The 17579-nt window shown below is 37.1% G+C and carries 18 protein-coding genes and 1 pseudogene; 13 read left to right on the top strand and 6 right to left on the bottom strand.

Annotated features, from left to right (window positions below; translation table 11 throughout):
- Nucleotides 1–39: 39 nt before the first annotated feature.
- The 3 genes from pilW to ispG all read left to right on the top strand — a co-directional run bounded on the left by pilW (nt 40) and on the right by ispG (nt 3529).
- Nucleotides 40–1443, top strand: coding sequence for a type IV pilus biogenesis/stability protein PilW (pilW, locus tag RT723_RS10420; protein ID WP_315947003.1), 1404 nt, complete (start codon nt 40–42; stop codon nt 1441–1443).
- Nucleotides 1444–1445: 2 nt separating this feature from the next.
- Complete coding sequence (locus RT723_RS10415) at nt 1446–2357, top strand: RodZ domain-containing protein (protein WP_216053685.1); 912 nt, start codon at nt 1446–1448, stop codon at nt 2355–2357.
- Between the two features lie 68 nt (nt 2358–2425).
- Nucleotides 2426–3529: a flavodoxin-dependent (E)-4-hydroxy-3-methylbut-2-enyl-diphosphate synthase gene (ispG, locus tag RT723_RS10410; protein ID WP_216053686.1), complete on the top strand. Its 1104-nt coding sequence runs from the start codon at nt 2426–2428 to the stop codon at nt 3527–3529.
- Between the two features lie 45 nt (nt 3530–3574).
- Here ispG and RT723_RS10405 read toward each other — a convergent pair whose 3' ends face one another.
- Nucleotides 3575–4177 carry a TetR/AcrR family transcriptional regulator gene (locus RT723_RS10405; protein ID WP_315947002.1) on the bottom strand — a complete coding sequence of 201 codons (603 nt, stop codon included), beginning with the start codon at nt 4175–4177 and terminating at the stop codon, nt 3575–3577.
- 101 nt (nt 4178–4278) lie between these two features.
- Here RT723_RS10405 and RT723_RS10400 point away from each other — a divergent pair, with 101 nt between their 5' ends.
- The gene (locus RT723_RS10400; RefSeq protein ID WP_315947001.1) at nt 4279–5106 is read left to right on the top strand and encodes a peroxiredoxin family protein; all 828 of its coding nucleotides are present in this window, start codon (nt 4279–4281) and stop codon (nt 5104–5106) included.
- Here RT723_RS10400 and RT723_RS10395 read toward each other — a convergent pair.
- From RT723_RS10395 to RT723_RS10385, 3 genes are read right to left on the bottom strand one after another with little or no spacing between them, the layout of a single operon-like run.
- Nucleotides 5092–5913, bottom strand: coding sequence for a hypothetical protein (locus tag RT723_RS10395; RefSeq protein ID WP_315947000.1), 822 nt, complete (start codon nt 5911–5913; stop codon nt 5092–5094). The two genes, RT723_RS10400 and RT723_RS10395, sit on opposite strands and share 15 nt — an antisense overlap.
- Nucleotides 5906–6496: an ABC transporter ATP-binding protein gene (locus tag RT723_RS10390; protein WP_216053690.1), complete on the bottom strand. Its 591-nt coding sequence runs from the start codon at nt 6494–6496 to the stop codon at nt 5906–5908. Before RT723_RS10390 ends, RT723_RS10395 begins: the two co-directional genes overlap by 8 nt.
- Nucleotides 6471–6899 (bottom strand): methylglyoxal synthase, encoded by a 429-nt coding sequence (locus tag RT723_RS10385; RefSeq protein WP_216053691.1) that lies wholly within the window; start codon nt 6897–6899, stop codon nt 6471–6473. The genes RT723_RS10390 and RT723_RS10385 overlap by 26 nt, the downstream gene beginning before the upstream one ends.
- Before the next feature lie 159 nt (nt 6900–7058).
- Between RT723_RS10385 and RT723_RS10380 the strand changes: the two genes are divergently transcribed.
- The 6 genes and pseudogenes from RT723_RS10380 (at nt 7059) to RT723_RS10355 (ending at nt 13663) form a co-directional block, all read left to right on the top strand.
- Nucleotides 7059–8066, top strand: coding sequence for an extracellular solute-binding protein (locus RT723_RS10380; RefSeq protein WP_315946998.1), 1008 nt, complete (start codon nt 7059–7061; stop codon nt 8064–8066).
- A 134-nt stretch (nt 8067–8200) separates the two neighbouring features.
- Nucleotides 8201–9828 (top strand): annotated as a pseudogene (locus tag RT723_RS10375) (ABC transporter permease).
- A gap of 30 nt (nt 9829–9858) precedes the next feature.
- Nucleotides 9859–10890: an ABC transporter ATP-binding protein gene (locus RT723_RS10370; RefSeq protein WP_315946996.1), complete on the top strand. Its 1032-nt coding sequence runs from the start codon at nt 9859–9861 to the stop codon at nt 10888–10890.
- A 202-nt stretch (nt 10891–11092) separates the two neighbouring features.
- Nucleotides 11093–11431, top strand: a complete 339-nt coding sequence (gene glnK, locus RT723_RS10365; protein WP_216053694.1) for a P-II family nitrogen regulator — start codon at nt 11093–11095, stop codon at nt 11429–11431.
- Nucleotides 11432–11441: 10 nt separating this feature from the next.
- On the top strand, nt 11442–12710 hold the full coding sequence (locus RT723_RS10360) for an ammonium transporter (protein ID WP_315946995.1): 1269 nt from the start codon (nt 11442–11444) through the stop codon (nt 12708–12710).
- A 116-nt stretch (nt 12711–12826) separates the two neighbouring features.
- On the top strand, nt 12827–13663 hold the full coding sequence (locus tag RT723_RS10355) for a Rossmann-like fold-containing protein (RefSeq protein ID WP_315946994.1): 837 nt from the start codon (nt 12827–12829) through the stop codon (nt 13661–13663).
- Between the two features lie 732 nt (nt 13664–14395).
- Here the strand turns inward: RT723_RS10355 and RT723_RS10350 are convergent.
- On the bottom strand, nt 14396–15499 hold the full coding sequence (locus RT723_RS10350) for a WYL domain-containing protein (protein WP_315946993.1): 1104 nt from the start codon (nt 15497–15499) through the stop codon (nt 14396–14398).
- A gap of 85 nt (nt 15500–15584) precedes the next feature.
- On the opposite strand from RT723_RS10350, the gene RT723_RS10345 reads away from it, so the two are divergent.
- On the top strand, nt 15585–15881 hold the full coding sequence (locus RT723_RS10345) for a hypothetical protein (RefSeq protein WP_315946992.1): 297 nt from the start codon (nt 15585–15587) through the stop codon (nt 15879–15881).
- Nucleotides 15881–16336, top strand: a complete 456-nt coding sequence (locus RT723_RS10340; protein WP_315946991.1) for a hypothetical protein — start codon at nt 15881–15883, stop codon at nt 16334–16336. The genes RT723_RS10345 and RT723_RS10340 overlap by 1 nt, the downstream gene beginning before the upstream one ends.
- Before the next feature lie 3 nt (nt 16337–16339).
- Here the strand turns inward: RT723_RS10340 and RT723_RS10335 are convergent, their stop codons facing one another.
- The gene (locus RT723_RS10335) at nt 16340–16723 is read right to left on the bottom strand and encodes a hypothetical protein (RefSeq protein WP_315946990.1); all 384 of its coding nucleotides are present in this window, start codon (nt 16721–16723) and stop codon (nt 16340–16342) included.
- A 501-nt stretch (nt 16724–17224) separates the two neighbouring features.
- Here RT723_RS10335 and RT723_RS10330 point away from each other — a divergent pair.
- A complete protein-coding gene (locus RT723_RS10330) occupies nt 17225–17443 on the top strand; it encodes a hypothetical protein (protein WP_216053702.1) in 219 nt (72 codons plus the stop codon).
- Nucleotides 17444–17579: the final 136 nt, after the last annotated feature.

Below are 17579 nucleotides of genomic sequence, written 5' to 3'. Positions count from 1 at the left end.
TACTTTACCAAATTATTGAGATCGACTATGCGCTTTAGGATGTTGCGAACCGCCATTTATTGCTTGGGATTAGCATTATTAACAGGTTGTGTCACCGAACAATCTTACGTGGATTCAAACCAAAAAGTTCGTGCGTTGGCATTTGATAAAGAAGATGCGGCTAAATCCAGATTATTATTAGGCTTAGGGTATTTACGTAATAATAACTACCCTCAAGCTAAATTTAATCTAGATAAAGCGTTGGAATATGCACCTAACCGGGCGGACGTGCATTACAGCTTAGCTTACTATTATCAAGCGGTTGGTGAGGTTGAACGAGCCGAACAGTCTTATCAAAGTTCATTAAAGATAGAGCCCAATAACCCAGATACATTAAACAATTATGGTGTGTTTTTATGTGAATTGGGTGATCATCAACAAGCGACGATTCAATTCAAACGAGCGATCGCGACACCAAGTTATACTCAAGTTGCCGAAAGTTACGAAAACATGGCTTTGTGTGTTTTAAAGTCTGATGATTTTGATTCAGCAGTTAGTTATCTAACAACCTCTTATCAACATAACCCCAATCGTTCTGAAACCTTAATTAACCTGATCTCATTACAATATGCATTAGGCAATATGCCTGTCGCGTTTGATTTATATGAACATCATTTATCTCATTTTGATGGTACATCTTCCAGTTTATTGCTTGGGGTATTATTAGAAAGCTCAGCCGGGCGTTATGATATTGCCGAACAGTTCCGTAAACGTTTAACCACTGAGTTTCCTTTAAGTCGTGAGAACTTATTATTAAACGCGGACTTATTAAGTGAATCTGTTTTTGAACAACGTAAACATAGATATTTGCAACTACAAAGACGAAATAACACAATCGGTGGGGTAATCGTTGCTAAAAGTAAAAAGTCATCAAGTCTAAAACCTAATACAAATGCTAGTGTTATGAATGTTAACAAGAAAAGCGAGCAAGAGGCGTCTCCAGCCTTAGTTGTTAACCCTAACAGCGTGCATTCCGTTGTGGGAATAGGCAAAGATTTATCGTTACCAGAGGAAACAATCATTTCACAACAAGGTGAAAACTCAGGAATTGAAATTATTGAACGTGTTCCAATCTTAGATATAAATGTCGATAATGTTGAAATTCCGCGGTATACAGTTCAGTATGGTGAAAATTTGTATCGAGTTTCTATTAAATTTAACGTTCAAATTTCAGCTTTGATGAAGTGGAATAAGTTAAAGAAACAGCAGATTAATGTTGGTGACAAGTTGTATGTTCGTAATCCGGATGTGTTTTATACCGTTAAAGAAACGAATAATCTGTCAACAATTGCAGATAAATTGAATGTTCCTTTGGATAAATTAATGCAGTGGAATAACGTGAAACAAGACGGTGTTGTCACCGCGGGAACTAAAATTTTAAAAGTGGAAGTGGAGCAGCTTTAGTAATGACTGAGCAAACGAACCAAGAACAAAAAGAAAAACAAAGTCCTGGACAAATTCTAGTTTCGGCTCGACAAGCTTTAAATATTGATTTGGCTGATTTAGCTGACCAAATCAAAGTGCCTCTACATGTACTAGAGGCTATTGAAAAAGATCGAATTCCTAAAAATTTACCTGAGACTTTTGTACGTGGATATATCCGTTCTTACGCTAAAAAAGTAAACGTAGCGGAAGAACTAGTACTACCTCAAGTTGAAACCATTGGTGTGGTTTATGATGAGCCTGATAAAGATATGCAGTCTTTTTCACGCCGAAATAAACGTAAAGCCGTAGAAAAAAGGTTATCGCTTATTTCTTGGGTATTTGGAGTTGTCTTAATCATAGCTCTAATTATTTGGTGGATGCAGGATAATCAATATAGTGATTTTGCCCCAGTTGCTGGCTCCGATGATCATATTGTTGTTGCCGCACATGAAGTAAAAACAGAACTTGAAGCCACGGCCGTTGTTACCGATCAAGGTGAAGATGAAAGCAATTTAAATCAAACTATTCCCCCTGCAGAATTAGCTAAAGTAGCTGAGCAGAATGAACAACCCGCTATTCAACAACCGGTTGTCTTAACGGCATCACAAAAAGCAGCCGTGGCAGATAATGGTGAAATTGATGAAGAAGGTTTTATCAAAGTTGAAATGAAGTTTGAAAATGAATGCTGGGTTGAAGTTCACGATGTTAGTGGTGACCGAATTGCGATTGGTAATAAACCTGCGGGGTATTTGATGTCGTTAAATGCGCAAGGCCCATTAAATGTATTACTTGGAAACCCAGACGGCGTTTCAATTTGGGTAAATGGCAAACCGTTTAGTATTGCTGATTTACCTAAAAATAGAGTAGCCCGATTCGAGATAGAAGCTTTATAATAGCGTCATTAAGTTTTTAAAGATTAAAGGCTGATTATTCGGCCTTTTTTAATTGTAGAGAGAAATAGATGTTTGGTGAAAACCCGATAACCCGCCGTAAATCACGACAGATAATGGTTGGTAATGTACCAGTAGGTGGCGATGCGCCTATTTCAGTACAATCAATGACCAATACCAATACATTAGATGTAGAGGCAACCGTCAATCAAATTAAAGCACTGCAAAATGCAGGTGCTGATATAGTAAGAGTGTCTGTGCCGACTATGGATGCGGCTGAAGCATTTAAACAAATCAAACAGTTAGTTGATATTCCTTTGGTTGCGGATATTCATTTTGACTATCGAATCGCCTTAAAAGTGGCAGAGTATGGTGCGGACTGTTTGCGCATAAACCCGGGTAATATTGGTAGTGAAGAAAGGATCAAAGCGGTTATTGATGCTGCCAAAGAAAAAAATATCCCAATACGTATTGGCGTAAATGGTGGCTCGTTAGAAAAAGACATTCAAGAAAAGTATCATGAACCTTGTCCAGAGGCCCTGTTAGAGTCAGCAATGCGTCATGTTAATATTCTGCAGCGATATGACTTCCACAATTTTAAAGTCAGTGTAAAGGCGTCTGATGTACATTTAGCCGTTGGCGCTTACCGTTTATTAGCAAAAGAAATAGAACAACCTATTCATCTTGGTATTACAGAAGCTGGCGGTTTCCGTTCTGGCGCTGTTAAGTCCGCTGTGGGTTTAGGCATGTTATTGTCTGAAGGTATCGGTGATACTTTACGAATTTCACTTGCCGCCGATCCTGTAGAAGAAGTGAAAGTGGGTTTTGACATATTAAAATCCCTTAGTATTCGTTCTCGTGGAATTAACTTTATTGCTTGTCCAAGTTGTTCAAGGCAAGAGTTTGATGTTGTACAAACCATGAACCAGTTAGAAGAACGTTTAGAAGATGTTATTGAACCTATCACCGTATCCGTTATTGGCTGTGTTGTGAATGGACCTGGAGAGGCCTTAGTATCCGATTTAGGTTTAGCTGGGGCAAATAAACGCAGTGGTTTTTATATTAATGGCCAACGTCAGAAAAAACGCATTGATAACGACAGTGCAGCAGACCAAATGGAAGCTGAGATCCGTGAATATTTGGCCAATAAAATTGATGTTGCTCAAATAGACTAGTTCAGTTAAATCAATATCAAGAAAACCCTTAACCTTATAGCAATGTTAAGGGTTTTCTTTTTCTATTGTTTTTATTAATCCAACAAACATACTAATCGCATTTTTTAACGCTTGAGGTTGAGTTTGATTACGAGATTGCACTCGTAGGCCTTGAAAGAAGGTCATGAAAAAATCAGTCAACGCAGTGCAACTTACGTCTGACTTCAGTAAGTCATTTTCGATGTAATGATCAAATATCGGCAAAAAGGATTGTTGCACTTTGGCAAAACGTTTAGTGGCTTCATCGTGTAACAATGGGTCACTGCCAGCTAACTCCAAAATACTGTTGGTTAGAAAACAGCCATTGGCTAAGTGTTCGTTAGCGTCATTTAAGAATATTTGGGATAACAAGCTCTCTATGTTTTCAGATAAAGAATTCGTTAAGTCTATCGTTTTCATATGCTGACTAAGATCTTTCTCAATATAAAAATCAATAGCTCGCAAAAACAAAGTCTCTTTATTACCAAAAGCATGATAAATACTGGTCTTAGTTAAGCCTGTAATCGCAGAAAGTTGGTCTACTTTTGTTGATGAATAACCGTGTTTCCAAAAATGGTCAGCAACAATCTTTAACACTTCATCTTCATCAAATTGTCTTTTTTTACCCATGCTCGTTTCTATACATAATAACGTCTTGATATAAATTGTACTCATCGGTACATTAATGTCAATTGTACTAGTGAGTACAAGTTAAAAGTAGGCAACATTATATGAATTTTTCGGCTCTGTTTGTTTCTGTTTTGGGGTTAATTATATCACTGACTGGTATTGCAATGTATTTTTCCAAGTTAATGAAAAACAAAGTACCGGTTTTCCCAATTGGGTTAATCGTATCCTTATTATTGGGAATAACCTCAGCAAGTGTGGCTATTTATATAGCTATACCGGGCTCTGTTTTGAGTGTTATACCTGTTGTTTTGTTATCGAGTATTTCGATATTTATGGGCTGTTTTTTCTTGTGGGTTTTGTCGCAGAGAAAGACACCGGTTGGTAATATAAAAGTGCGTGTTGGTGACTCTTTAATTCCTTTTAGCATTAAGGCCGCAAATGGTCATAATTTCTCAACAAACGAATTAATGGGTAAACGAGTTTTACTAAAGTTCTATCGTGGTTCATGGTGCCCATACTGCAGTAAAGAGTTAACTATGTTTGATGAAATGAAGCCTGAGTTTGATAAGTATGGGGTTCAAATTGTCGCGCTTTCTGGTGACACAGTTGAACAATCTAAATTCCATGCTAAAAGAGATAAGTTAAGCCATTTATTATTATCTGACCCAGAGCTAAATGTTGTGAAACAGTATGGCGTTGAGCATCACAAAGCATTTGGTGCAGATTCAGATAATATTATGACTTTGTTTGGTTTGCCTTTCCCTAAGCCACACCAACTTAAGTTTAAATCTATGTCAATTCCTACGTCCATTTTGGTTGACGAACATGGTGTAATACAGTGGATAGATCAATCCGACGATTATCGACTTAGAGCCAATAAAGACCGCATTATGAAAGCAATGGCACAGCATTTATCAATGGTTGATTAACTGCAACGCTGCAATAGATATATTGAGTGTTAATACAGTAATAAAAATAACACACCAGTTGACTGTCGCGACAGCCTTAATCGTTTTCATATATTTGGGGCTTATCGAAGTTAAAAACATGGAATACTGGTTTAGATTTACTTTATGAGCACGCCATACTTGTGCTATCAGGTAGACATTCAGCAACAACCACAAACTAGCAATGGACAATATGACATCTGCTTTTTCTACATTAAACAAAAAAGTGCTAAATATAAGACTGCCTAAGATTAATAAAATGATAGAAGTTAGATTGCCGTTTAAAAATAGATGAAGAATGATTTTTGTATTCGGCCAAGTTATGTTCAGCTCAGTTTTGGTGGCCAGTTTATATTTTAAATAGACAATAAAAATACATGCGTTATAAAGGTAAATCGCTGCGGTTAATAGTAGGTTAGAAACGGAAACGTCAGCTTTGATATAACCCGCCCAAATAAACAAATGCAATAAAAAACTAGATTGGAAAAAGGAAACTAACAGGTTTTTGTTAAAGTCTTTGCCGAATAAATACTTAAAAAACACCAATTCATTTTTTTGCCAAACGGACATAAATAAGTATCCCTCAAATATCCCGATAAGCGTGATGATCAGCCAACCTAAAATGTGAGAAAAGAAATGCTCAGTACCTTGGTAGATTAAATATCCAGGTAGTGGAGCTAACAATAAGAGTACAGGGCTGAACAAAACTAAGCAGAAAACAATGATCCGATATAACTGGTTTTGTTGTTTATGTATTGACTGTTTTTGACTGAATACTTGTTTAAACATTAATGGATTCGTCAAATTCTAATATATTTTCATGATCAACAAAGATGAGTATTCGGCTATCCGCTTCAATTATATTTTTAACGGTAACGTGACTGTCTTGATCTAAACTTGCAAAGGGTTCGTCAAGGATCAGAACGCCTGATTTTTGCGATAAGGCCCAAATAACAGAAAACTTCTTTTTAGTTCCGGTTGAGAGATTAACAAACTTTTTATACTCAAACTCTTTGAGATTTAACTGCTCAATGAGTTGGTGGTAATAATTTAGGTTAAAACTGCTATAACGCTCAAACAGCGAAGTGATTTCAGCAATAGTCAAAAATTCAGGTGGAATAATACTGTCGGAACTAAGTGAAACCAATTCTGATAAAGGCACTGCTGAATGTATTTGGCCTTCATCTGGCAACTCAAGTCCAGCTAACATCCTTAATAACGTGGACTTACCACTGCCATTAGCACCTGTGACTTTTGTAATACGAGCAGAAAACCTATGGTTGAATAGTTTAATAACCTCTTGCTGACCATAACGCTTAACTAAAGACGTGCATTCCAACATTGAGTTAAATACTTCTGTCAGCGTATTCACTAAAGTCAGTTGTATGAACTTGAGGTTCTTCAAACAGAGGGCTTTCAATAACAAAGTCGGCGGTGGCTAAATTACAAGCAACAACACAGTTATACATTGTAGATAAGCGCAATAAGGCTTTAATATCCACATCGTGTGGTTGGGGGGTCATCGGATCGGTAAAGAAAAATAGTATGTCTAATTTCCCTTCGCAAATCATAGCGCCAAGTTGTTGATCACCCCCTAAAGGGCCGCTCTTTAATGGCGTTATATTTAACTCAGGGGACGCATTTTTGATTAACTTACCCGTGGTGCCTGTACCAAATAAATTGTGTTGGGAAAGCTTGGCTTGGTGTTTTTTAGCCCACTCTATAATCTCTGGCTTTTTTTTGTCGTGTGCGACAAGTGCAATATTTTTAACCACTAAATTGTCTCTAATTTTATTATTATGTCTAATGAGATGTAAAAATGACTGTTTTTTGGTTTTAAATCAAATTTAATTCTGTACTTTCTTACAGCCATTGTTAAAATTGTTGAGAATAATTCTCACTTGCAACTAGTCGCATATTGGATCTTAATACTCATGAAAAAATTTGTACTCGCACTTTTAACTTTAAGCACATTTAATGTTTTAGCCGCCGCAGACGAAACGGTTAACATTTATTCATTTAGACAGTCATTTTTAATAGACCCAATTTTAGAAAAGTTTACAGCTGAAACAGGCATTAAAACCAAAGTGGTATTTGCCAAGAAAGGGCTAATAGAACGAATTAAACGTGAAGGGAAATATAGCCCTGCAGATGTTGTGCTAACGTCTAATTTTAGTAAATTACTGCAATTACAAGATGAAGGATTAACATCTGAAATCGTCAGTGAAGAAATTGAAAAAAATGTACCAGCACATTTCCGTGATGATAATGGCCAGTGGATAGCCCTCACGAAACGTGTTCGCAATATTTATGCATCAAAAGACAGAGTGGCTGACGCAAAAGCGTTAACGTACGAAGCGCTAGCGGCTCCTGAATTTAAAGGAAAAGTATGTACTCGTAGTGGTAAACATCCTTATAACTTAGGTTTAATTGCTTCAATGATTGCGCACAAAGGTGAAGCCGAAGCGCAAACTTGGTTACAAGGTGTGAAAGCTAACTTAGCTCGTAAACCTCAAGGTAACGACAGAGGCCAAGTTAAAGCCATTAAAGAAGGTTTATGTGATGTCTCTTTAGGTAACAGTTATTATTATGGCAAGATGTTAGAAAATGCAGAACAAAAACCATGGGCTGATGCGGTTAACATTGTTTACCCAAATCAAAATGACCGCGGCGCACATATTAATGTATCTGGTGCTGTAATTACCAAATACGCGCCTAATAAAGCCAATGCACTTAAGCTACTCACGTTTTTATCGTCAGTGAAAGCTCAACAGACTTATGCATCATTAAATATGGAATACCCAGTTAACCCACAAGTGAAACCTTCAGCAACGGTTCTAAGTTGGGGTGACTTTAAAGAAGATGCTTTGTCACTGACTAAAGTGGCTGAATATAGAGAAGCTGCGTTAAAGTTAGTTGATAAAGTTAAATTTGATCTGTAAATAGTGTTCACAAACTAAAAAATAGATTATTTGAATTATTAATGAATGAAACTGGGCCAACAGCGGTTATAAAAAAAGCAACGGCTGTTGGTGACTCTTCCTTAAACACCGATCATCTGGTAAAAAAATGGGCTATGCGTTGGCCTAGTTTTAAACACATCAAAATATCAAGCTTGTTGCTTGCCTTGTGCATGGCATTGCCATTATTAACCCTGCTTTTGAAGCATTAAGTACCCATGGTGATAGCTTTACTCATATTAAAGAAACGGTCTTAACCGACTATGTTATTAACACTGTGTTGTTAATGGCTGCTGTTGGCTTTTTGGTATTACTCATTGGCATTCCATTAGCATGGTTAATTGCCAATTGTGAGTTTTGGGGGAAACGTTTTTTTAATTGGGCCCTGGTTTTACCGTTAGCGATGCCAGCTTATTTGGTGGCGTACACCTACACCGATTTGTTGGACTATGCAGGCCCGATTCAAATAACCTTACGTGATTGGTTTGGTTGGACAAGTATTAATGATTATTGGTTTTTTGATATCAGAAGCTTATCCGGTGCCGCCATTATGTTGTCCTTGGTTTTGTATCCATATGTTTATCTGATGGTCAGAGCCAGCTTTCTTGAACAAAATGCCACCTTAACTCATGCGGCAAGGGTGTTAGGTAAATCGCCTTTTAAGTGCTTTATGCAAGTCTCTTTGCCGTTGGCCAGAACCGCAATTATTGCAAGTTGTGCGTTGGCGATGATGGAAAGCATGGCTGACTTCGCCACCGTAAATTATTTTGCTGTCAGTACATTAACCACTGCGGTTTATGATACTTGGTTAGGTCATTATGACTTAGCCAGTGCCGCTAAACTGTCGGCAATCATGGTGATGGGTATTTTTGTTTTGTTGTTTTTAGAACAACTGCAAAAGGGCAGACAAAAAAATAGTAATGATGCCAAGGTCAGCCAACAAACCCTTAGTTATAAACTCAGCACCAAACAAACGGTTCTGGCGGTGAGTTTTTGTAGCTTGATTTTGTTTCTTGCCTTTATTGTTCCTGTGGTCATTTTATTACAATATGCGTTTCATTATTTTGAGCAGTCTTGGACTACAGAGGTCTTTGATTTTGCACTAAACAGTGCGGGCATTGCGTTGATAACTGCGTTATTAGCCTTAGTATTATCATTAATATTAAATTACTCATATCGAGTTAAACCTACCAAAGCGCAATCGTTTTCGTTAAAAGTTGCTAGTTCTGGTTATGCGATACCGGGCACAGTAATGGCAATTGGTGTTTTAATTCCATTAACATTTTTGGACACTCAGATTAACGATATGGCTGTATGGATGGGACTGTCTGCGCCGGGATTATTATTAAGCGGTACTGTTATCGCGATTATATTTGCACACTTGGTTCGATTTATTGCGATTGCCAATAAAACATTAGAATCCAGTTATGAAAAAATTAGTCCGTCATTGGACATGGTATCTAAAACCATGGGCACCAATGGCGTTAACTTATTAAGAAAAGTCCATATACCGCTGATTCGAAAAAGCGCCTTAGTGGCCGCGCTATTAATATTTGTTGAAAGCATGAAAGAATTACCTGCGGCATTATTGTTAAGACCATTTGATTTTCAAACTCTCCCCACTTATGTGTATCAGTTTGCCAGTGATGAACAACTAGAACTAGCAGCACTTGGCGCTATTTTGATAGTATTGGTGGGCCTTATCCCTTTATTAGTATTAAATCGTTCTATTGATGCTAAATAGAATTTTTGTTTGCCTTATGGAAGTATTACTGTGCCAGTGTTAAGCCTGTCTAAATTGAATGTGAGTTATCAAACCAATAAGATCATTAAAGACCTTGAGTTACAGGTAAATGCAGGTGAGATAGTTGCGTTGTTTGGTCCATCGGGAGGCGGTAAGAGTACCGTATTAAAAGCGATTGCTGGATTATTAGAAAACGTATCTGGTGACGTATTAATTGGCGGGAAACAAGTACTAGGTGATAGTGTAAATATACCTTCCGAAGAAAGAAAGATTGGCCTTATCTTTCAAGATTATGCTTTATTTCCTCATTTGACTGTGGCTAAAAATGTGGCTTTTGGTTTAGATAAATTATCAAAAGCTGAACAGCAGCAAAAAGTAAAATCGTTATTGTCCCTTATAAAAATGTCTGAATACGCAGACCGATATCCACATGAACTGTCTGGTGGTCAACAACAACGTATTGCTATTGTAAGAGCATTGGCCTGTGAACCGGATTTATTGTTGTTTGATGAAGCCTTTTCAAACATAGATCCACAATTTCGCTTTGAGTTAATCGGTGATATACGCGCCTTGTTAAAACAGCATAATATTGCTGCTTTATTTGTGACGCATAACCAAGATGAAGCCTTTGCATTTTGTGACCGTATTGCGGTGTTACATCATGGTAAAATTGAACAGATAGATGTGGCAGAACGTTTGTTTAATACTCCAAGTACACGGTTTGTTGCGGAGTTTTTAGGGCAAGGTCTGTGGCTATCTTGTAAGGTTATTTCTGCTAACAGTCTCAGCTCTGAACTGGGTGAAATACCTTATGCAGGACAACAAGACTTAACAACTCTAATTGATAAAACGGTGGATGTGTACATTAGACCGCATCAATTAAAATTAACGTTAGCGGATAATTCTGCCCTTGTTGTTGAACAAGAGCGTTTTGCTGGCGAATTTTATGAGTCGCAAGTTAATTGGTCAGATCAAAACATCACCGTAAAAAGTACCATGGCATTTATAAATAAATCGGTAAAGATAGAGGTGAATACCTCTGTTTGGTCTGTATTTTCATAATTTAACTCCCCTTAATTTCCCTTGATGCGTGCACATTAATTGTGCACCACAAATGCACATGTAAACAAACCAATCTGGTGCAATTGATTTTATAATACGCCCCTAAAATCAGAAACAATCATATATAACAGTAACTTACATTACTGGCATTGATCTTCCTTTAGTAAGCTCGATAAGAAAAACAATATACTAAGGAATAACAATGAAATTGGTAACAGCCATAATCAAGCCATTTAAACTTGATGATGTACGTGAAGCCATCAGTGAAGTAGGTGTTGAAGGCCTAACAGTAACTGAAGTTAAAGGTTTTGGTCGTCAGAAAGGTCACACAGAACTATATCGTGGTGCGGAATATCAAGTTGATTTCCTACCAAAAGTAAAACTAGAAATAGCAACATCAGATGAGAACGCGGAACGTTTAGTTGAAGTGATCGCTGAAGCTGCTAATACAGGTAAAATCGGTGACGGTAAAATATTTGTATTAGATCTAGCGCAAGCGGTACGTATCCGTACTGGTGAAACTGACGGCGAAGCGATATAGGGGAATTACAATGGAACAAAATATATTTCATCTTCAATATGCAATGGACACTTTCTACTTCTTAGTTTGTGGTGCATTGGTTATGTGGATGGCGGCTGGTTTCGCCATGTTAGAAGCGGGTTTAGTTCGCTCTAAAAACACAACAGAAATTCTTACTAAAAACGTAGCCTTGTTTGCAATCTCATGTGTTATGTATTTAGTGGTTGGTTATTCAATCATGTATGACGGCAGCCTTTTCTTATCAGGAATTGAAGCTGTTGACGAAGCTGCAGTATTAGCAGATTTTGCTGCACGTGAAGACGGATTTGTTGGTGGCTCTATCTACTCAGGTGCTTCTGACTTCTTCTTCCAAGTTGTATTTGTAGCAACAGCAATGTCAATCGTATCTGGTGCGGTTGCTGAGCGTATGAAACTTTGGGCATTCTTAGCATTTGCAGTAGTGATGACTGGTTTCATCTACCCAATGGAAGGTGCTTGGACTTGGGGCGGTGCTTCTGTATTCGGTCTATACACATTAGGCGACTTAGGTTTCTCTGACTTTGCAGGTTCTGGTATCGTTCATATGGCAGGTGCTTCAGCAGCATTGGCGGGTGTTTTATTACTAGGTGCTCGTAAAGGTAAATATACTAAAGACGGTAAAGTAAACGCAATTCCTGGTGCAAACATGCCAATGGCAACATTAGGTACGTTCATCTTATGGATGGGTTGGTTTGGCTTTAACGGTGGCTCTGTATTAAAACTTGGTGATATCGCCAACGCTAACTCAGTTGCAATGGTATTTTTAAATACTAACGCAGCAGCAGCTGGTGGTTCAATTGCCGCTTTAGCACTAAGTGCATTATTATTCAAAAAAGCAGACTTAACGATGGCGCTTAACGGTGCACTAGCTGGTCTAGTTGCTATTACAGCAGAACCTTCAACACCAACTGCTCTAGAAGCAACTTTATTTGGTGCTCTAGGTGGTCTATTAGTAGTTGGTTCTATCTTAGCGTTAGATAAATTAAAAATTGATGATCCTGTGGGCGCTATCTCAGTTCACGGTGTAGTTGGTTTATTAGGTTTATTATTAGTACCATTAACAAACGACGGAGCTTCGTTCTCTGGTCAGTTAATTGGTGCAGCAACAATATTCGTTTGGGTATTTGTAACAAGCTTCATTGTTTGGTCAATTCTTAAAGCGGTTATTGGTATTCGAGTTACTGAAGAGCAAGAATACGAAGGTGTTGACCGTTCTGAGTGTGGTGTAGAAGCTTACCCAGAGTTCGTTAGCAACAACTAATATTAAGTAATTAATATTTGAATGAAAACCGCCTTAACGGCGGTTTTTTTGTGTCTGTAGATTAGGGTACTAAACAGGCATAATAGAGTTTATATAATAGCTCTGAGTTTAAAAACATGATTATAAAACCGCAATGGTCGATATTAACGGTGGGAGATGGTGACTTATCTTTCTCCCGATCCTTGTTCAGCCATTTCAACCCCCATAAATTAACTGCCACGGTATTAGACTCAGTAGATGAATTAACGCATAAATACGGCAATGATAATTTAGCGTTTTTAAAGCAAAATGATTGTGAAGTTATCACCGAATTTGACGTCACCCGTTCTGAGTCCATTGACCAATTGTCACCGTGTTATGACGTAGTGATATTCCAGTTTCCCCTTGTCCCTAATTTCTCAAGCCAGCAACAATTTATACAACAAACCCAGTTTGATGATATTAAGTTGAGTGTAAATACATTAAACCGTCGTTTGTTAAGGTTGTTTTTAAAACATAGTTTTAACTCTTTATTATCAGAGTCGGGAGCTCAGTTAGCTTATATCAGCTCCAAAGACGTTAAACCTTATATAGAGTGGGATATTGAGTATTCATTAACCCAAGGCCTTAAAACGCAGATTAGTGATATCCATTTTGTTGGCAGCACGCCATTTGATATAAAACAACTCCCAGGTTACAAAATTAGAAATGTAGACCGTGATAAACATGTAAAAGATACCGAATCTTTAACCTACGTTTGGACGACAAGGGATAATAGGCAAGCAGCGTTCGAACGCATTCCGTCATTAACGCCACCACCGGAATTGTTTGGTGAAAATGGTTGTGATATTTGTCATGCTGGGCCTTTTATAACTGAGGCTGAAAGACATAATCATTTAGTCGGTAAAAAACACAAACGTATGGCGGAATATGATGAACAATGGCGGAATTATTTAACATGGAGCCGTTGTTAATATGTTATGTTGCGAGGTGGTAAAACGTTTTTAGTTTGAGCAGCAAGCAAGTGCTAGTGGCTAATTTTTAGGCATAAAAAAAGTAGCCAAAGCTACTTTTTTTATATTCTCTTTGGCATCCTACCAAACAAATCCAATTTGTATGTTCATCCTTCTTGGTCCTTGCTGTCCAATCCTTAGACTCTCCACTCCTTCTACTCCCAATCCTTTATAAAGCTTCCTGCCTTCGTTATAGTCCTTTTTGCTTCCTAGCCTTCCTCTCCCTAAATTTGGTTCGACGTAATACTCGTCATCCTTTTCGCATCTTGCGATCCATGTCCTTGTTGTCCCAGTTTCCTTGTCAAAAAAGCTCCTGCTTTCCTAATTAAATCCCTTTTCGCATCCAGCGATTCCAATCCATGTTTGCTAAATCATTTAGCAGTCTCGTCGTTAAGATGAAACTATAGTACGTAATTAAATAATTGGAAAAAGGCTAAAGAGACATAAACCTAAGAAGTTTTAAGTTGTAATATTGGATGCTTTTATAAAAACTTGTTTAAAAACAGGTTGTTAGTCTATTTATTTATTTGGGGTAAGTAGAAAAGACAGTGTTTGCCCTATTAAATGTGAGATATATCTCACAAGTAATCGAGATATGTTCTATCAAATCTCTGCATATGGTATTTGCCATCCCAAATCAGAACCTCAGCCAAGCGAAATTAGAGCTGTCTTTGCTCATTTGAAATAATATTCCTATAGCTTTCTAGCCATAACGTATGGGCTAATAGAAATTACTTTTTCAGCATTTTTATTATCTTGATATGCCAGATTTAAACTAGAAGTTCTTCTTTGCATTTCTTTTTTAAGAAATTCAGGTTCGATCACTACCATTGAATCGGAAAACCCGCTTAAATAGTTTGCGACAAAAAATGGATCTGGTTCTTTGCGGTTAAAATGGTGTGGAAAACTTAATTCTAGTTCCATCAGCCAGCAGTCATCAGTTGCAAGTTTCTTAAATTTTGCTGTATTTGCTAGAGATGTAGATTCAAAGTGGTTTTTTACCCACGTGTGACATATGGCAGAGAATTTCTCTCTTGATTCATACTCGGCTTTTTTGACCTCAAGAAATGGTTCATTTGATTTTTTTACTTCGCATAATTTTCTTATCTCAAAGTACCTAGTCGTGTTGGTTTTATGCTCATATGCCAGTACTTTTAATTGCTGATTCAAAAGTACGATCCTCTGTGGCGAAAGAATCAACTTAGTAGAGTCATAATTGTCGTGAATTGAACGGTACTTTGCAGAAAAGCTTGCTTCGCTGAATGTACAATCAAATACAAATTGCCAAGTTTGTAGTTCGTTTTTGGACGCGAAATCGTGATCCAACTGGCTATGCATGTCATAACCCATAGGGTTAAAGTCTATTTTACTTAAATATTTTGTTAGCTCTAAGTCTTCAAGTACTTCTTCCGCTTTATCAAATTCTGTCTTAAGACTTTTGTATATATGAGGGGGGATCAGTTCTGGTAGATATTCTTTAATAAACGCAAATGCAAACGCTCTTTCTTCTGACATTTCAAACTGTTCAACAGCATCATCTTTATCTTTTTGTGATGCCCAGTAGTAAAAATATGCATTTCCCTTTTTTACTCTGGTAAGTCCCTCACCTTCATCGTCTAGCATCGAAGTGATAATTCGATAAGCATTTTTCTTAAACGAATCAAAGGAATCTTGGCTGTCCTTCCTAAAGCTTAAAAGTCTATTTTCAATTAAGTCTTTTAATTTAATTGCATTATATTCACCGACATCAATGCTTCGTACAATTGCATTCTTAAATTCTGAATTCGGGGTTCTCATATACCACTCTCTGCATAAGTTAGGACACTTTATGTCCTAACTTAATTGTAAATTACAGTTGCTGTCAATCAAAGGAGTAACTTTCATGTTATCTGATCAATTGTTAAACGTAATGAGAATGTTTGCTGAACCATCCATATATAAAGATTTTTCTACTAGCTCAGAGATTTCAAATGTTATTAATCAACTGTCACTCAACCGACTGACCTCGAATAGAGAAAAGTATGTTATTTCTTGTCTAAATATAGCTGTTTTAGATGCGCTTAAGTCGAGTTTAAGTAAGGTCAATGACCAAGAGGTTACACATGAACTTGCTTTACTTTTTAACGAATTGGAACAATTCCAGCTCATATTATTATCGACAGAAGCGGGGCGACACTAATGGCTAATAATTTACCAACGGTTGAGCAAATGCTTGAAAATAGACCTACGTTAAGTTCTTTGCTTGCCAAAATGCCAACACAAAATAATCAGCGTTTTGATAAAATAGACATGCTTACTTACGCAGGCTTAACCGCAGGTGCATTGTTGGTTGGTGTTATGTACGGAAACCAACTTATGCAATTAGATATTTTGGCTCTTTTAATTTTTGTATCGATGCTAACGTTGCATATAATCTGGTATAAGGCTGAAGAAAAAAGGGATTTTGAACTACAAAAGCAATGGATAAATAGGCAAGTAATATCATCAGAACTAAAAACACGATATCGGGAAGATATCGACTTTCAAAAAGAAAGTATCATATGGCTGATTATAAGGTTTTGTTTATATTTGTTATTCTTTGCTTTAATTATTGCTTTCATCAAATTGATATTTGATGAAAAGCCAAAGCGTTAAAGTCTAAAGTATTTCCCAACGATGAGTTGAAAAATTCCGGCAGGCTTTGCCTGCCCCAACACCCATATTTTGACCTGACGGACTTATAACCTGAAAAGTAAACTCTCTGCAAGTTTGATATAAAACAGCTTGGCTTAGATCTTCCAAGTAATCTAGTGCTTTCACATTGAATACATAGCAAGTTTCAATGTTCGTCCATTTATATTCTTGGTATGGGTCTCCTGAGCGGAAAACTCTAATGAGTTGTTCAAAATCCCAATATCCAAAAGCCTCATATTGATCAACTTTACCATCTTGATTGTCGTCAATAGCACCATTGTTAGGACCTCTGTCGTATTGTTTAACTTTGTTATATAAAGTCAGAGGTAACCCGCAAGTTCTATTCACAGTTGAGCAACCGAAAAGGCTTATGGCTAGCAGTAGCATTATATACTTAAGCATTCGGCGCTTCCTCATACATAAATACTTTCAGTCCGTTGACATTACAAAAGGTGTAAAACTGATTGATCAAGCATTGATAAATTTGAGAAAAGCTACCAACGGCCTCTAATGATTCGATTAGGTTAATCTGAAAGCTTGAAATGTCATGTATCTCAGCATTCACCTTTAAAAAGAGATACGTGGAGTTGTTACTAACAGGCTGAGTTTGAATATCAGTAATAGCAAGTCTGTGACTTAGGTTACTAGAAAACAAAACTCCAGTTTACGAAAGCAACTGATAGGCTGATACTCTTTTATCTGGATTTATACTTATTAGAAAGTAATCATCTAATATTTGATTTCGGTTCATTGCCTTGCCTATTCATTATTAATTTAGATAAGCCTACAGCTTTAATGAGACAAATAATGTCCTAATAAACTGTTAGTTTATTCATTTTTAGGGGGAGTATGACGAACTTAGAATTTTGCTTAATATGGGCGGGAGACCGTGTAATTCATAGCCGTGTCGAATATGAATTCCACCTCAATCAAATCGAACTCTCACTGTTAAATGTGCAACATGACGATAATTACAGTTTTATGCATTGGTCTGCTGCATGCGAAGCTTACGAAATTAAAAATAACTTACCTTCTAATATTAAGGTTGTTTATCTTAGATTCGCATAATAAATGCAAACTAGTATTTATGTTTAGCCTAATTGCCATAGCTTAGTAGATAAATTAAATTCGAATTCAATCAGGACTTAATCTGTTTTAATGCAGGTATAGGGTTATGGAAAGCGTTAAATTAAGGAACTGAATT

The sequence above is a fragment of the Psychrosphaera aquimarina genome, from assembly GCF_032461525.1.
Lineage (GTDB): Bacteria > Pseudomonadota > Gammaproteobacteria > Enterobacterales > Alteromonadaceae > Psychrosphaera > Psychrosphaera aquimarina.
The sequence above is the reverse complement of the archived record's forward strand: the minus strand, read 5'-3'. Positions and strand labels throughout refer to the sequence as shown.

Excerpts from the sequence above, each read along its gene's own strand:
- pilW (WP_315947003.1), top strand. The coding sequence starts at position 40 with ATGTTGCGAACCGCCATTTATTGCTTGGGATTAGCATTATTAACAGGT.
- RT723_RS10415 (WP_216053685.1), top strand. The coding sequence starts at position 1,446 with ATGACTGAGCAAACGAACCAAGAACAAAAAGAAAAACAAAGTCCTGGA.
- ispG (WP_216053686.1), top strand. The coding sequence starts at position 2,426 with ATGTTTGGTGAAAACCCGATAACCCGCCGTAAATCACGACAGATAATG.
- RT723_RS10405 (WP_315947002.1), bottom strand. The coding sequence starts at position 4,177 with ATGGGTAAAAAAAGACAATTTGATGAAGATGAAGTGTTAAAGATTGTT.
- RT723_RS10400 (WP_315947001.1), top strand. The coding sequence starts at position 4,279 with ATGAATTTTTCGGCTCTGTTTGTTTCTGTTTTGGGGTTAATTATATCA.
- RT723_RS10395 (WP_315947000.1), bottom strand. The coding sequence starts at position 5,913 with ATGTTTAAACAAGTATTCAGTCAAAAACAGTCAATACATAAACAACAA.
- RT723_RS10380 (WP_315946998.1), top strand. The coding sequence starts at position 7,059 with ATGAAAAAATTTGTACTCGCACTTTTAACTTTAAGCACATTTAATGTT.
- glnK (WP_216053694.1), top strand. The coding sequence starts at position 11,093 with ATGAAATTGGTAACAGCCATAATCAAGCCATTTAAACTTGATGATGTA.
- RT723_RS10360 (WP_315946995.1), top strand. The coding sequence starts at position 11,442 with ATGGAACAAAATATATTTCATCTTCAATATGCAATGGACACTTTCTAC.
- RT723_RS10355 (WP_315946994.1), top strand. The coding sequence starts at position 12,827 with ATGATTATAAAACCGCAATGGTCGATATTAACGGTGGGAGATGGTGAC.
- RT723_RS10350 (WP_315946993.1), bottom strand. The coding sequence starts at position 15,499 with ATGAGAACCCCGAATTCAGAATTTAAGAATGCAATTGTACGAAGCATT.
- RT723_RS10345 (WP_315946992.1), top strand. The coding sequence starts at position 15,585 with ATGTTATCTGATCAATTGTTAAACGTAATGAGAATGTTTGCTGAACCA.
- RT723_RS10340 (WP_315946991.1), top strand. The coding sequence starts at position 15,881 with ATGGCTAATAATTTACCAACGGTTGAGCAAATGCTTGAAAATAGACCT.
- RT723_RS10330 (WP_216053702.1), top strand. The coding sequence starts at position 17,225 with ATGACGAACTTAGAATTTTGCTTAATATGGGCGGGAGACCGTGTAATT.